Annotated in this window: 11 protein-coding genes; all 11 read left to right on the top strand. The window is 56.6% G+C overall.

Annotated elements, in window-relative coordinates:
- The first annotated feature begins 58 nt into the window (after window positions 1-58).
- The 11 genes from C7476_RS22380 (at window position 59) to C7476_RS22330 (ending at window position 13444) form a co-directional block, all read left to right on the top strand.
- The gene (locus tag C7476_RS22380; protein ID WP_114432123.1) at window positions 59-310 is read left to right on the top strand and encodes a hypothetical protein; all 252 of its coding nucleotides are present in this window, start codon (window positions 59-61) and stop codon (window positions 308-310) included.
- 25 nt (window positions 311-335) lie between these two features.
- Window positions 336-1007 (top strand): response regulator transcription factor, encoded by a 672-nt coding sequence (locus C7476_RS22375; RefSeq protein ID WP_114432066.1) that lies wholly within the window; start codon window positions 336-338, stop codon window positions 1005-1007.
- 261 nt (window positions 1008-1268) lie between these two features.
- Window positions 1269-2570, top strand: coding sequence for a sensor histidine kinase (locus C7476_RS22370; protein ID WP_114432122.1), 1302 nt, complete (start codon window positions 1269-1271; stop codon window positions 2568-2570).
- A gap of 73 nt (window positions 2571-2643) precedes the next feature.
- Window positions 2644-3078: a hypothetical protein gene (locus C7476_RS22365; RefSeq protein ID WP_114432121.1), complete on the top strand. Its 435-nt coding sequence runs from the start codon at window positions 2644-2646 to the stop codon at window positions 3076-3078.
- A 115-nt stretch (window positions 3079-3193) separates the two neighbouring features.
- A complete protein-coding gene (locus C7476_RS22360) occupies window positions 3194-4309 on the top strand; it encodes a hypothetical protein (protein ID WP_114432065.1) in 1116 nt (371 codons plus the stop codon).
- Between the two features lie 9 nt (window positions 4310-4318).
- Window positions 4319-4648: a hypothetical protein gene (locus C7476_RS22355; RefSeq protein WP_114432064.1), complete on the top strand. Its 330-nt coding sequence runs from the start codon at window positions 4319-4321 to the stop codon at window positions 4646-4648.
- A gap of 98 nt (window positions 4649-4746) precedes the next feature.
- Entirely contained in the window at window positions 4747-5916 is a 1170-nt protein-coding gene (gene ccmI / locus C7476_RS22350; protein WP_114432063.1) for a c-type cytochrome biogenesis protein CcmI, read from the top strand.
- Window positions 5916-6359, top strand: a complete 444-nt coding sequence (gene ccmE / locus C7476_RS22345) for a cytochrome c maturation protein CcmE (RefSeq protein WP_114432062.1) — start codon at window positions 5916-5918, stop codon at window positions 6357-6359. Before ccmI ends, ccmE begins: the two co-directional genes overlap by 1 nt.
- Window positions 6356-8353, top strand: coding sequence for a heme lyase CcmF/NrfE family subunit (locus tag C7476_RS22340; protein ID WP_114432061.1), 1998 nt, complete (start codon window positions 6356-6358; stop codon window positions 8351-8353). The genes ccmE and C7476_RS22340 overlap by 4 nt, the downstream gene beginning before the upstream one ends.
- Window positions 8350-8826 carry a cytochrome c-type biogenesis protein gene (locus tag C7476_RS22335; RefSeq protein WP_114432060.1) on the top strand — a complete coding sequence of 159 codons (477 nt, stop codon included), beginning with the start codon at window positions 8350-8352 and terminating at the stop codon, window positions 8824-8826. The genes C7476_RS22340 and C7476_RS22335 overlap by 4 nt, the downstream gene beginning before the upstream one ends.
- Window positions 8827-9439: 613 nt before the next feature.
- Window positions 9440-13444 (top strand): YadA-like family protein, encoded by a 4005-nt coding sequence (locus C7476_RS22330; RefSeq protein WP_114432059.1) that lies wholly within the window; start codon window positions 9440-9442, stop codon window positions 13442-13444.
- Window positions 13445-13510: the final 66 nt, after the last annotated feature.

Here is a 13510-nt window from a genome sequence, read left to right as displayed (position 1 = left end):
TCACATTACCAAACGTTCATGCATCGTTCAGACAGCAACCGATAATAATGACGCCATGATGAAACACCTCTTTATCTCCCTGCCCCTTGTGGGCCTGATCTCGGTCGCTGGCGTCCTCAACGCCGGCACTGCCTTTGCTGCAGATTGCTCCTCTGTGGGGCAACGGGTGGCCGATTCGCAAGGCGGTACACTTGCGCGGGCCACCTCGGTTGTGCAGAACGGCAAGGAAGTCTGCGTCGTGGTGGTTCTGATCCCCGGCAAGGATGGCGAACGTCCGCGCCGTGTGGAAGTCGCTGTACCAGCAAACTGATCCGCGCCGGCAAGGGAAATCCTGCATGAGAATACTCGTCGTCGAAGATGACCGTGATCTTAATCGCCAGCTCGTCGATGCTTTGACCGATGCTGGTTATGTGGTCGACAAGGCTTCCGACGGCGAGGAGGGCCACTTTCTTGGTGACACGGAACCCTATGACGCCGTGGTCCTCGATATAGGCCTGCCGCAAATGGATGGACTGACCATCCTTGAAAAATGGCGCCGGGACGGGCGCGTTATGCCCGTGTTGCTGCTCACCGCTCGTGACCGCTGGAGCGACAAGGTCGCCGGTATCGATGCGGGTGCCGACGACTATGTCGCCAAGCCATTCCATATCGAGGAAGTTTTGGCGCGTCTGCGGGCCCTTATCCGGCGCGCTGCGGGTCATGCTTCGTCGGAGATTACCTGCGGCCCATTACGGCTCGACACCAAGACCTCCAAGGCGACGGTCAATGGTACTGCACTGAAACTCACTTCGCACGAGTTCCGGCTATTGTCCTATCTCATGCATCACATGGACGAGGTGGTTTCCCGAACCGAGCTGGTCGAGCACTTGTACGATCAGGATTTTGATCGGGATTCCAATACGATCGAAGTTTTTGTTGGCCGCTTGCGCAAGAAAATGGGTATGGATCTCATCGAGACGATCCGCGGGATGGGATACAGGATCAAATCGCAGGACAGTAAGTCGTAGAGCCCGTTTGAAACTCTACTGCGGAGGTCATCTGACGCGCTTTTCTGTGCTTCCGGTGCTCACGTACTTCAAGTACGCTGCGCTCCGGTTCTCGAAAACCTCGTCATCTGCCTCACCGCAGCGACTTTCCGAACGGCTCTAGGGCCCGCCAAACAGCTCAACGATAGGGCAGGACGTGTGACAATCCCGCTGACAAGCTATCTTCCCAGCCTGCGTTCCCTGTCCCTGCGCGTCATCATGCTCTCGACGCTTTGGACCATCATCTCCTTCGTTGCCATCGCTACGATCATTTCGACGATCTATGGCGAATCGCGCCTCCAGAGCTTCAAGCAGCTGCTTTCGGCCCATCTTTTCAGCGTGATCGCTTCGGTCAGCGTCAATGACGGCACGCTTGCCGGTCGTCCGGACCCGGGGGAGGTTCGCTATTCGAGCCCGCTTTCCGGCTGGTACTGGTCGGTCGAACCGGTGGCCGACAATCTGAAGGGTTCGCTCAAATCTGTCTCGCTGGGTGACAGGGAGATAGACTCGCCCTCGACACTCAATGTTCCCTTCGATACCTCGTTTCAACGCTCTTATATCGAACCAGGTCCCAACGGCCAGCAGCTTTCCGTCGTCGAAACCGAAGTTGTCCTCGATGCGGAAAACCGAGTTGCCCGGTTCAGGGTTATGGGAAATCTGAGCGAGGTTGAAGGCGAAATTGCCCATTTCCGTAACACGCTTTATTTTTACCTTGGTATATTTGCTCTTGGCGGCACGCTGATCAACGCGGCCGTGATCCTGTTCGGTCTGCGACCGCTCGATCGTGTTCGCCGTTCCCTCGCCGATATCCGGGAAGGCAAGGTTTCGCGGCTGGATGAACGTCTGCCCGACGAGATCGCGCCGCTCGCACGCGAAATGAACGCGCTGATCGATAATAATCGCCGCATCATGGAGCGATCGCGCACTCAGGTCGGCAATCTGGCGCATTCGCTCAAAACGCCGCTCTCCGTGCTGGTAAATGAAAGCCGGACGATCGGCGGGAGCGAAGGGCGAATTATCGCCGAACAGAGCGAGGCGATGCAGGTTCAGGTGCAGCACTATCTCCAGCGCGCGCGCATCGCCGCGCAGCGCGACAGCGTGGTGTTTCGCGCGCCGGTCACCCCGATTCTCACCCGACTGGTGCGCGTCACCATGAAGCTCAATCCATCGATGGATGTTCAGTTCAACAACTACATGGATGATGCGATTTTCGCCGGTGAGCAGGAAGACCTCGAAGAAGTTGTCGGCAACCTTCTGGAAAATGCGGGAAAATGGGGTCGCAGCATTATCAGGCTTACACTCGCGAAGGTGGATAGCGGACTTGAAATCAGCGTCGAAGATGATGGGGATGGTCTTGCGCCAAGGCAGATCAAGGACGCGCTGACGCGCGGCAAACGACTGGATGAGAGCAAGCCGGGGACAGGTCTCGGTCTGTCGATCGTGAACGACACGGTCCGGGAATATGGCGGTACGCTGCGGCTGGAGCGGAGCTCCGATCTGGGTGGTTTGGCGGCACGGCTGACACTTCCGGTGGCGGCTGCCTGAATCGAGCTTGCAAGCGAGCGGCTAATCAGGCCATAAAAGACCAGTATACAGGATACCCTTAAACGGACCGATGATGAAATTCCATATAGTCATTTCCCTGCTTGCCCTCGTTGTTTTAGCTGGATGTTCCACGACGTCGGCGCCCAAGAACAATAGCGGAAGTACGCTGAGCAAACTGACGGGTGGCTCGAAATCGGCTACAACGGGGGTTCTCGCAGCGCTCGGCAATGGTTTGATCGGAAACAACCCATCTCTGGACGCATCGGATCGCAAGCGGGCCCTGCAAGCCGAATATCAGGCACTGGAATATTCGCCTGCCGGCAAGACTGTCGAATGGAAAAACAGCAGCGGCAGCCGCACTGGCGAAGTGGTTGCGGCGCAGCCTTATCAGGTCGGCTCCCAAAATTGCCGCCAATACACGCACACGGTGCGCATCGACGGTACACCGCAATCAGCACGCGGTACTGCTTGCCGGAACGAGGACGGCAGCTGGACGCCTTTGACCTAAGGTCCGGACGTCCCTAAGCAATCTCTTTTTAATCGGACGAAGTCAGCCGCGAGCAACCCTCGCGGCTGATTGCATTTATTCGATCTTTTTCTCCGTCATTTCAGGATTTCATTTCATGGCTGCTTCAGCATTGAACGGGTATTCCTATCAACTCCGCATACTATCCAACATCAAGGCGAATGAGGTTTTGCTTGCTGCCTTGAAGCTGGCAAATCCAAGCGGGAACAACCGGCAATGGATAGCAAATCTAGAGGCGGAAAATCGTGAGCTGAAATCCTGGTCAACGCTTTATGAGCCGTTCCAGCTCTGGTTTGCATTGAAATATCGCCCGGACCAGCCACGCGTGCCGGCCGGCAACCCCGATGGCGGACAGTGGACGGACGACGGTGGAGGAAGTGGTGGATCTGGGGGAAGTACAGCAGGCGGTTCCCGGCTCGTCTCCGGCCGTGGGCGATTTGGTGGCGCGATTGCGACGAAGCCTGAGACCGGTCCGAAAACGCCCGATGGGACGTCGGTTCAACTTGCGCAAACGGGTGGTGGTGGCCGGCGGAGTGGATCGTCATCCGGCCGGATGATTGGCGGACGGCGCATTCAAACGACGCCGCAGGAAGAGACACGTATCCAACTCTCGGCGATGAATGCCGAGGCGGCGGTGCGCCGGGTACAAGAGCGCGATCCAAACTGGAAGCCACGACCGGGCCTCTATGACAGCGCCGAGGGTGAAATCCGTAACAATGAGCGCATAACTCGCGAAGCGGACTACCGGATGATGGAGCTTGGGCGCGGTGCACAACCGGTTTACGAATGGACACCCTATGGCTTTCGCACTGTTCAGAACTATACGGGATTCCGCCAAAGTATGAGAGACGGCCTTCGCGATGCCGGCTATAAGGATGTGCATGTTTTTATGCGCGGCAGTGCCGTGACAGGACGAAATTTCAATCAGAATTCACCCTTCGACGGCGCCTATCGTAGTGACTACGACCTTGCATTGGTCAGTCCGTCTATGTGGCGGAGACTGAACGATTTGGCTGTTCCAATGCGTCCTGGGCAAACACGCACAGCGCCGCTAGAAGTCGATTTTTTGAAGGCGCTCGGTCTACATCGGCTTGCGCGTTCACTTCATGTGCAGACCGGACGTGACGTTAGCTTCATGATCTATCGATCAGAGCAAGATATCCTGCTACGGCCTGGCGATTATGCGAGAATAGAGTTGTGGATCGAGCCATAAGGGAACGCAATGCAGACGGATATTTTGTTTGGGATACATTCTGAGGACATGGAAGAGATAAAGGTCGTCATTGAAGAGATTTTAGGTCGAGAACTTGAGGCTCGGGAAGGCTTCAACTGGGGGCATTACTATTGCCTTCCGTTTCCTGAAAGGTACCTGTACCTGAGATACAATGAAGACAATGAAGATGGCGAAGTCATGGAGCATAATTTTCCTGATTATCCACTGCTGCTTTACATATATGATGCTTATCGACATCCGAATTACCTGACTGCTGTAGAAGCCAGATCGGACATTTTTATCGAGTTGCGGACAAAACGATGGGATCCCAAAGACTGAAATGGTTCGCGGGGGCAGCACAGCAACCTTTGCGGCGAATTGCCCTATCAATTTAAATCCATTTGGATTTTACGCGGGGGTGGGGGTATGTCTCAGCCATGGTTTTCTGGATTTCCGCTGCCGTTCTGACCGTCGTTGCGACGCTGCTTGTGCTTTTGCCATTGACGCGGCGCGTTCAATCGTCCGTGTCGGACAATCAATACGATGTCGAGGTCTATCGCGATCAGCTGCGCGAACTCGATTCCGATGAAAAGCGCGGTCTGATCGACCCTGCCAGCAGCGAACAGGCGCGCGCCGAAATCGGACGCCGGCTTCTCAAATCGGCCAAGGCCGTGGAGGATGACAAGGCAACTGTCCGGCCGACGAAAAGCGCGACACGCGAATGGCTCACGCTCGCAACTGTTCTTGCCATCCCGTTGATTTCTTGGGGTATATACACCAAGCTTGGTTCTCCGGATTTGCCGGCTCAGCCACTGGCGGAACGGCTTGCGAAGCCAGCCGATCAGAGTACGCCAGCCGAACTGATCGCGCGCGCTGAAGCGCATCTCGCGCTCAATCCCGATGACGGACAGGGCTGGGAAGTGTTGGCGCCGATCTATTTGCGTATGGGACGGCCCGGCGACGCGGTTGCCGCGTATCAAAACACCATAAGGTTGAACGGTGACAGTGCGGACCGGCAACTCGGCCTGGGACAAGCCTTGGCTGCAGAGACCGGTGGCAAGATCACCGCCCGTGCGGAGGAAGCCTTCAAACGCGCAATGACGCTTGATCCAAAAGACATGCGCCCGCAATTTTATATCATCGATGGCTGGATGCAGCAGGGCCGCTTGCCAGAGGCGCGAGACCTGATCCGCAAACTGCTGGCGGAAGCGCCCGCTGATGTTCCGTGGCGCGATCAGGCACAAGCCGCCTTGACGAGGCTAGATCATGAGATCGCCGGTGATGCGCCGGACGTCAGCAATGTCGAGAAAACCGGTCCGGACGCCTCGCAGGTCGAGGCCGCCGCGGGCATGAACAACCAGGACCGCGCCGCGATGATCGAAGGCATGGTTGCGAACCTTGCCGAAAAATTGAAACAATCGCCTGATGATATCGAAGGGTGGGAGCGGCTCGTCCGATCCTATGTCGTTCTCAACCGGCCCAATGATGCATTGGAAGCGCTGGGCCGGGCGAGAAAGGTGCTGAGTGCAGACAAGCTTGCGCGGCTCGATGCGGTGGCCAACGAGCTTGGCCTTGCCGACGAACCGGACCAACCGGAGAACAATTGATGACGCGCAAACAGAAGCGGCTTTCGGTGATCGGGGGTGGGCTGTTCGTCCTGGCGGTTGCAGCGGCGCTGGTGCTATTCGCGCTGCAGCAGAAGATCGCATTCTTTCGCATGCCGTCCGACATTCAGACGTCCGATGTCGAATCGGAGTCGCGCTTCCGCCTTGGCGGGCTCGTTGAAAAGGGCAGCGTCGTACGCGGCGATGGCACGAGGATCAGTTTTTCCGTCACCGATCATGTCAAAAGCGTTCCCGTAACCTATGATGGGATCCTGCCGGATCTTTTCCGTGAAGATCAGGGCGTTGTTATCGAAGGCAAGTTTATGCCCGGCGGCGCGTTTGTGGCCGACAGTGTGCTCGCCAAGCACGATGAGAACTATATGCCGAAGGAAGTTGCCGATAGTCTGAAAGCCAAGGGCGTCTGGCAGGGAGGGAGCAAACAGTGACCGTCGAACTCGGACATTTCGCCCTGGTACTGGCACTGGCGCTTTCGATTATCCAGGCTGTTCTGCCGGTGCTTGGCGCACGCCGCAACGACGACCGCATGATGGCTGTTGCGGTGCCGGCTTCGTTCACTGTGTTCGCCCTGATTGCGCTGTCTTTTGCGGCGCTGACCTCCGCGCACGTTCTCTCCGACTTTTCCGTGCAGAACGTCTTCGAAAACTCGCACTCGCAAAAGCCGCTGCTCTACAAATTCACGGGTGTGTGGGGCAACCACGAAGGTTCGATGCTGCTTTGGGTTTTGATCCTCAGTTTCTTCACTGCGCTCGTCGCGTTCTTCGGCAATAATCTGCCGCCAACGTTAAAAGCCAACGTCCTCGGCGTGCAGGCATGGATCGGCAGCGCTTTCCTGCTGTTCATCATTGGCACGTCCAATCCGTTCGCGCGGCTCAATCCGGCGCCCATCGAAGGCCAGGATTTGAACCCGATCCTGCAGGATATCGGCCTCGCGATACACCCGCCCATGCTCTATCTCGGCTATGTCGGTTTCTCCGTCTGCTTCTCCTTCGCGGTTGCAGCTCTGATAGACGGGCGCATCGATGCCGCGTGGGCGCGCTGGGTGCGTCCCTGGACACTGACTGCCTGGATATTCCTGACCGGCGGTATCGCCATGGGCTCCTATTGGGCTTACTACGAACTTGGTTGGGGTGGATGGTGGTTCTGGGATCCCGTCGAAAATGCGTCGTTCATGCCCTGGCTCGCGGGTACGGCGCTGCTGCATTCGGCGCTCGTCATGGAAAAGCGATCGGCACTGAAAATCTGGACCGTTCTCCTTGCCATTCTGACTTTTTCCCTGTCGCTGCTTGGCACATTCCTCGTTCGCTCGGGCGTGCTGACTTCAGTCCATACATTCGCCACCGATCCGGGGCGTGGCCTGTTTATCCTCGCGATCCTCGTGCTGTTCATTGGCGGGTCGCTGGCGCTCTTCGCATGGCGGGCGCAAACGCTCGCGCCGGGCGGGCTGTTTCAACCTATTTCGCGCGAGGGCGCGCTGGTCTTCAATAACCTGTTTCTGACCACCGCCGCCGCTACCGTACTTATCGGCACGCTTTATCCTCTGCTGCTGGAATCGCTGACCGGCGAGAAGATCTCCGTCGGCGCACCGTTCTTTAATCTGACATTTGGCCCGTTGATGATTCCGCTGCTTGCAGCCGTTCCATTCGGGCCTCTGCTGGCGTGGAAGCGCGGCGATATCCTCGCCGTAGCGCAGCGGTTGATGACGGCGTTTTTCGTGGCGCTGCTCGTTGTGGCGGTCGTGCTGTACAAGACCTCGGCTTCCGGTGTGCTCGCCGCCTTCGGAATCGGCCTTGCTGTCTGGTTGATGCTCGGCGCACTGACCGATCTGTCGCTCAAGGCCGGCATCGGCAAGGCTTCACTTCGTGGGATGGCACAGCGTATCACGGGGCTGCCGCGCTCGGTATTTGGCACTGCCTTTGCGCATTTCGGCCTTGGCATCACGCTTCTTGGCATCGTTGCCACGACGACCTTTGCGACCGAAAGCGTATTGGTGATGAAGCCGGGCGACGGCATTCGGGCTGGCGGGTATACACTGCGTTTTGATCGCGTGGATGCTGTCAAAGGCTCTAACTTTACCGAGGACCAGGGCAAGTTCACGATCCTGAACGACGAGGGGCAGCCGGTGACCGATCTTGTCTCGGCCAAGCGCTTCTTCCCCGTTCGCAAGATGCAGACGACAGAGGCAGGCATCAAGACATTCATGTTCAGCCAGCTTTATGTTTCGCTCGGCGATGCGGCCAAGGATGGCGGCATCGTGGTCCGGATCTGGTGGAAGCCGCTGGTGACACTGATCTGGCTTGGCGGCGTGGTGATGATGATTGGCGGCGGCATGTCACTGCTCGACCGCCGTCTGCGCATCGGCGCACCTGCCAAGTCTAAATTGGGCAAGGCCAAGCCGCGACCGGCACGAGCCATCTCATGAGATCGCTGTTTGCAGCTCTGGCCCTCGGCTTGGCACTTTGTTTTGCTGCGACCGGCGCGCAGGCTCTGTCGCCCGACGAAATGCTGTCCAGTCCCGTGCTCGAAAAGCGCGCACGCGCCATCTCCGCCGAATTGCGCTGTATGGTGTGCCAGAACGAATCCATCGACGATTCCAATGCCGATCTCGCCCGCGATCTACGCGTTCTGGTTCGCGAAAGGCTGGTGGCCGGCGACACGGACGAGCAGGTACTGGAGTTCCTCGTCGCGCGCTACGGCGAGTTCGTCCTGCTCAGGCCACGATTGCAAACGAGCACGCTGTTGCTCTGGGGATTTCCTATTGTCGTTCTGTTTGCTGGCGGCGTTGCGATCATCCTGTCGATCCGCCGGCGCCGTACGAGTTCTGTGGAAACGACGCCGCTTTCAGAGAGCGAGAAGAAGCAACTGAAGAAGCTCTTCGTTGCCCCGGGCGATTGATCGTAAGCCCTTCGCGGGCAACATGCGCGTTAGCACGCCGTTCTTCAACACGTAGTGATGCAATAGCGTGGCGAGGGCGTGAAATCACGCTTCCTCGAGGCCCTTCAAGACCACACTGACATTGCGCGCGTGAACGGATTCGTGGGCCGCGTAGTAGCTGATTGCACCCGACGCGAAATCCTCTGCGGCGAAGGATTTGAGGTCTTGTTCCGCCAGGTCCGGCTTGTAACCGACCCGACATGATGGATTGCACGACAAGGTAGCAAGGTCACAGTAACTTCCCGTAGAAGGAGAAAAGGACAACCTTTAATAGATGTGTTGGTTGTAGCAACGTGTAAATATTCGTTGCTCAAAGACCGGTCACTCATAAAATTAAAAATTACGTATGTAAATTTATATTTTCCTATTGCATCATATATCAGATTGCGGTATCTATTCTGACCACGGATATAAATATTACATTAATATTAAATATGGATACGCGGCTCTTGCCGCTTCACATTCAGTGAATTTTGAAGCATTATTACAGTAGATTTTAGTTAGAAGTTTTATTTGTAGAACGTACACCATTGAGTGTATGTCATTTTTTAATGTATAGTTAGAAGGCATAGTAATGAAAAATTTTATATTGAAGAATTGCGTTGAAGTTATAGTCCCTTGGAGTATATCACCCCGTCTCACCACTCGACCGCAGCGCCGCCGCCTGATGATGATCCTGCGCATGGCCTGCCGCGTTCTGGGATTGAAACGCAAGAGGGTCTCTGGCCTATTCGGCCCGGCGCGGCAGGGCGTGGCAATAGCGGCTGGAACGGCATTGATCCTCACGCTCAGTCAGCCGGTCGGCATTGCCGCTGGTATTTTCGTAAATGACAGTACGGACAGGGGCTGCACCGTGGTCGAAGACGCTGGTGGGGCGGCGGCTACGCTTAAGGATATAAACATCACAAGCTTGCATGGTGATGATAGATGCGATCCCGGGGCGAAAGCCACCCAGACTGACCGTGTGCTGTTCTATGGCACGCAGCCAACGAAATCGGCGATAACGACGTCGCTTACCCTCGGCGGCGAGCTCTATGTCAATGGCGGCTTTATCGGGCTCAACAATCAGACGACAAAATCCATGGCTATTGGTGACGGAGCGACCCAGGCGTTGGGGTACGGCTCGATCGCGTTTGGCAACAATGCGCGCAGCACGTCACAAGGCAATATCTCTATCGGTCGAAATGCGCAGACCGGATATATCTCGACTGGACCTGGCCTTGAAACCGATAGAAACGATACAATTCTGGAGTCGATAGCAATTGGTGCGAACGCACAAGCCATCGAACTATTTAGTGTCGCACTCGGTCGCTATGCAGTTACTGAGGACGCGATGAGCTTCGCAACGGCACTTGGAGCCGAGTCAAGGGTGAAGGTAGCAGGCGGTGTGGCGCTCGGCGCAGGTTCGGTGTCAGAGGCGGCGGTATCTGCACACGATGTGACGATCAACAGCACGAAGTATGTTTTTGCAGGAGTCGTCGATCCTGCGGATCCAGCCGGTCCCGGCGGTGACGCTAAAGGGACTGCTGTTCCAGGGACAGTCAGTATCGGCAACACAATCCAAAAGCGGCAGCTGACCAATATGGCTGCTGGCCAGATCAATGCGGCGAGTACAGACGGCGTCAACGGCTCACAGCTCTTTGCCACCAATTCGGCCCTCGGCACATTGGGGGGACGAGTGAATGTCAACGAGACAAAGATCAGCAAGAACACAGGCGACATCACCAATATCATCAACGGCAAGGCCGGTCTTGTACAACAGGCCGGGCCGGGGGCAAACATCACGGTTGCTGCGGGCCTCGATGGTGCGGCAATCGAATTTGCGGGCACAACTGCTGGCAAGCAAGGGCCACGCAAGCTGATCAATTTGTCCGCAGGCGTCGACGGTACGGACGCGGTCAATTTCAGTCAGTTGAAGGCGGTTGACGGCCGGGTGGCGACGAACACCACCAACATCGCAAATAACACCAATGCCATTACAAACATCGATGCGTCGGTTAAAGGCTTGAAAGACGATGCACTGCAGTGGGATCCGGCTCTCTTGTCGTTCTCAGCCAAGCACGGCACAGGAACAACGAACAAAATCGCCAATGTCACGGCGGGCACGGATGCTACGGATGCCGTCAACGTCAGCCAGCTGAAAGGTTTGGCCGAAGCCGGAAAAAAGCTTGACGATGTGGCCGTGAAATACGTTTGGGATGACAGGAATGGCAACGGTGAGCTCGACGCAGGCGAAGTTGTCGATTACGGCAAGGTCAAGCTCACGGGTGCCGGGACAAAGGGCACATTGATCAGCAACCTGGGTAATGGTGCTGTCACCAAGGATTCGTTGGAGGCGGTCAACGGCTCGCAACTCTGGGCTACGTCAAACAGTTTCGCGACCTATCTTGGCGGCGGCGCCATGATCGACGCAAACGGCGTCCTTACCGGCCCGAACTACAGAATAACCGTCATCAACCAGGACGGGACGCTAATTAGCCAAGATCACGACAATGTCGGCGATGCACTTGGTGGGCTCGACAACAGCGTCAGGATCGTCAACGCGAAAACCGAAAATGTCACCGACCGGCTCGATGCATTGGGCAATGACGCGCTGATCTGGGACGACAGCAAGAAGGCATTCACGGCCAGCCATACGGACACAGCCACCAGAGCGGTTAGTGGAACCACCCGGATCACGGACCTGCAGGCCGGTACCTTGAACACAAACTCGACCGATGCCGTCAATGGCTCGCAGCTTTTCGATACCAACAATAGGGTGACGACGAACGAAGGCGCCATCACCAATCTCACTAACAATGTCGGCGACCTCACCGACCGGGCCGTCCAATACGACGGCAACAAAAACGATCCGAAGACGCTCATCACGCTCCAGGGCGGCACGGGCGGCACGACGATCACCAATGTCAAGGCAGCCGCACTTGGCGCGGCCTCGACCGAGGCCGTCAACGGCTCGCAGCTGTACGGTGCGACCAAATCGACTGCCACGATTTTTGGTGGCGGTGCCGATGTCGACACGGACGGCACGATCAAGCCACCGACCTATACCATCCAAACCAGGGACGTGCATACGGTGGAGGATGCGCTGGAGGGCCTCGATACGCAAGTTACGACGAATACAACCAATATCACCAGCAATACGAACGAGATCAAGACGATCAACACGAGCATTGGCAGCCTGAAAGATGATGCGCTGCTTTGGGATCCGGCAAATGGCGGCGCCTTCTCGGCAAGGCATGGCGCGACTGGGCTGAACAAGATCGTCAATGTCAAGGCCGGCGAGGCGGATACCGATGCGGTCAATTACGGTCAGTTGAACGGTTTGGCAAATGCTGGAACCGAGGCAGTCAAAAAAGTTGGTGAGCGGGCGGTTAAATATGCATGGTTCGACACGAACAAGAATGGTATTTGGGATGAAGGCGAGATAGTTGATCTCTCTAGAGCCAGTCTTGAGGGTAAGCGCGGCACCGTAATCGGCAATTTGGCCAAAGGTGCGGTGACAGAAACCTCCACGGAGGCGGTCAACGGCTCACAGCTCTGGGCCACGTCTAACAGTTTCGCTACTTTTCTCGGCGGAGGCGCAAACATTGGCGTCGGCGGTGTTCTTACGGGTCCGACATATGAGATCGCCAATATCGGCGCGGACGGCAAGTCCGGCGTCATCAATAAGTTCGATAACGTCGGTGCTGCCCTTGGCGGGTTGAACAGCAATATCACTAATGTCAACGATCTGGTTGCAAATCTCAATACGCGCTTCGAGGCTTCGCAGCTTGACGCCTTGCGCTGGGATGAGAACAAGAAGAGCTTTACCGCGGTGCATGGCGGGGGCGGCTCCAGCACAGGCGGTGGCACCAAGATCGCACCTGTCGTCAATCCACTCGCCAGCGGGACCAACAAGATCACCGATCTTCAGGTAGGAGAAGTGAGTGCGGTCTCCACGGATGCGGTGAATGGTTCGCAACTGCATGAGACCAACCAGAAGGTCGCTGCGCTTGATCAGAATGCGGTCAAGTACAAGCTCAATCCCGATGGCACTAAGACCAATGAGGCAGCACTGCTTGGCGGCGACCCCGACGCGCCTGTGCTCATCAGCAACCTTGAAGCAGGCAAGGCCGATACGGACGCGGTCAATGTCAAGCAGCTTAAGACCGAGACTGCAAAAGTTACCAGTGAGTACCTGGACCAATCGAAGACGTACACGAATACCATGACGGCAAACACACTGAATCAATCGACAAGCTACACCGACAGCAAGATTACCAATGTCAACGGCAGGATCGATGAACTTGCAAAGGGTGTGAATGACGGATTTGCCCGGCTTTCGTCGGATATTGGTGTGGCACGCAAGGAAGCATATCAGGGCGCCGCTATCGGTCTGGCGGCATCGTCTCTGCGCTATGACAATACACCGGGCAAACTGAGCGTTGCCATGGGTGGAGGCGTCTGGAGAGATCAGGCAGCCATGGCCTTCGGTGCGGGCTATACCAGCGAATCCGGCAAGGTCCGCGCCAATGTGACGGGTGCAACCAGCGGCGGCCAAGTCGGTGTCGGCGCTGGCATCAGCTTCACATTGAACTGAGCCACATCGCAATCGGCAGGTCTTGAAACGCCCCATTTCAACGGCTTGCCTGCTCCTGTCCGGTTT

Source organism: Phyllobacterium bourgognense (assembly GCF_003337575.1).
Lineage (GTDB): Bacteria > Pseudomonadota > Alphaproteobacteria > Rhizobiales > Rhizobiaceae > Phyllobacterium > Phyllobacterium bourgognense.
This window is presented reverse-complemented; position numbering and strand designations above follow the sequence as displayed.

What these genes read in the sequence shown, in the direction of transcription:
- C7476_RS22380 (WP_114432123.1), top strand. Translation starts at nt 59, where the DNA reads ATGAAACACCTCTTTATCTCCCTGCCCCTTGTGGGCCTGATCTCGGTC.
- C7476_RS22375 (WP_114432066.1), top strand. Translation starts at nt 336, where the DNA reads ATGAGAATACTCGTCGTCGAAGATGACCGTGATCTTAATCGCCAGCTC.
- C7476_RS22365 (WP_114432121.1), top strand. Translation starts at nt 2,644, where the DNA reads ATGAAATTCCATATAGTCATTTCCCTGCTTGCCCTCGTTGTTTTAGCT.
- C7476_RS22360 (WP_114432065.1), top strand. Translation starts at nt 3,194, where the DNA reads ATGGCTGCTTCAGCATTGAACGGGTATTCCTATCAACTCCGCATACTA.
- C7476_RS22355 (WP_114432064.1), top strand. Translation starts at nt 4,319, where the DNA reads ATGCAGACGGATATTTTGTTTGGGATACATTCTGAGGACATGGAAGAG.
- ccmI (WP_114432063.1), top strand. Translation starts at nt 4,747, where the DNA reads ATGGTTTTCTGGATTTCCGCTGCCGTTCTGACCGTCGTTGCGACGCTG.
- ccmE (WP_114432062.1), top strand. Translation starts at nt 5,916, where the DNA reads ATGACGCGCAAACAGAAGCGGCTTTCGGTGATCGGGGGTGGGCTGTTC.
- C7476_RS22335 (WP_114432060.1), top strand. Translation starts at nt 8,350, where the DNA reads ATGAGATCGCTGTTTGCAGCTCTGGCCCTCGGCTTGGCACTTTGTTTT.
- C7476_RS22330 (WP_114432059.1), top strand. Translation starts at nt 9,440, where the DNA reads ATGAAAAATTTTATATTGAAGAATTGCGTTGAAGTTATAGTCCCTTGG.